Raw genomic sequence first — 639 nt, forward strand, 5'->3', positions numbered from 1 at the left:
TCCGAGCGCCCGAAGCCTGTCAGCACGGCGCTGGGGAAATCGGCAGGCTGAACGGTCAGGTGTGTCGCCGCAGGACGAACGGCCAAGCAAACCGGTCGCAGGGCCATGGCCCGACGACGCGTCGGTGAGCAAACTGGATGCTGGCGTTCACGAAAGGCACCCTGTGAAAATCTGCTGGAAGCGCATGCGCGCCACGGTCATCGGTATCGCGGCGCTCGGCCTGGCGCTCGCAGCCACGCAAGCCCAGGACAAGGAGAACGCCACCACGCCGTCCGTCGCGGCGTCCACCGACTTGCCCGCATGGGTGCGCCGCGGATTGCCGGGCCCGGGCCACGCCACGCTCGCGCCCCTGGCGGGCAGCTGGCGCGTGCAGATGGGCATCTACGCGACCCTCGGCCGGAGTGCCGATGCACCGCCGATCACCTCCGACGACATCGTCACACGTCGCCAATGGGTGGCCGGCGGCCGCTACCTCGAGGACACGACCGAGGGCACGCTGGCAAAGTCGCACTACTGGCGTCGCGGCTGGCTGGGCTACGACAACATGGCCGCGCGCTACGAGTGGGTCACGATCGACGAAACGAACGCCGGGATGATGCGTTACGCCAGCAGCACCGGATCGGGGCCGCAGACACGCAT

At 68.9% G+C, this 639-nt stretch carries 1 protein-coding gene; it reads left to right on the forward strand.

Going from position 1 to position 639, the window contains the following annotated elements; translation table 11 throughout:
- Positions 1–124: 124 nt before the first annotated feature.
- Positions 125–639: DUF1579 family protein (locus tag AC1D15_RS36000; RefSeq protein WP_477829853.1), on the forward strand; the 515-nt coding region annotated here is incomplete at its 3' end.

This window comes from Rhizobacter sp. P2_H2 (assembly GCF_056403375.1).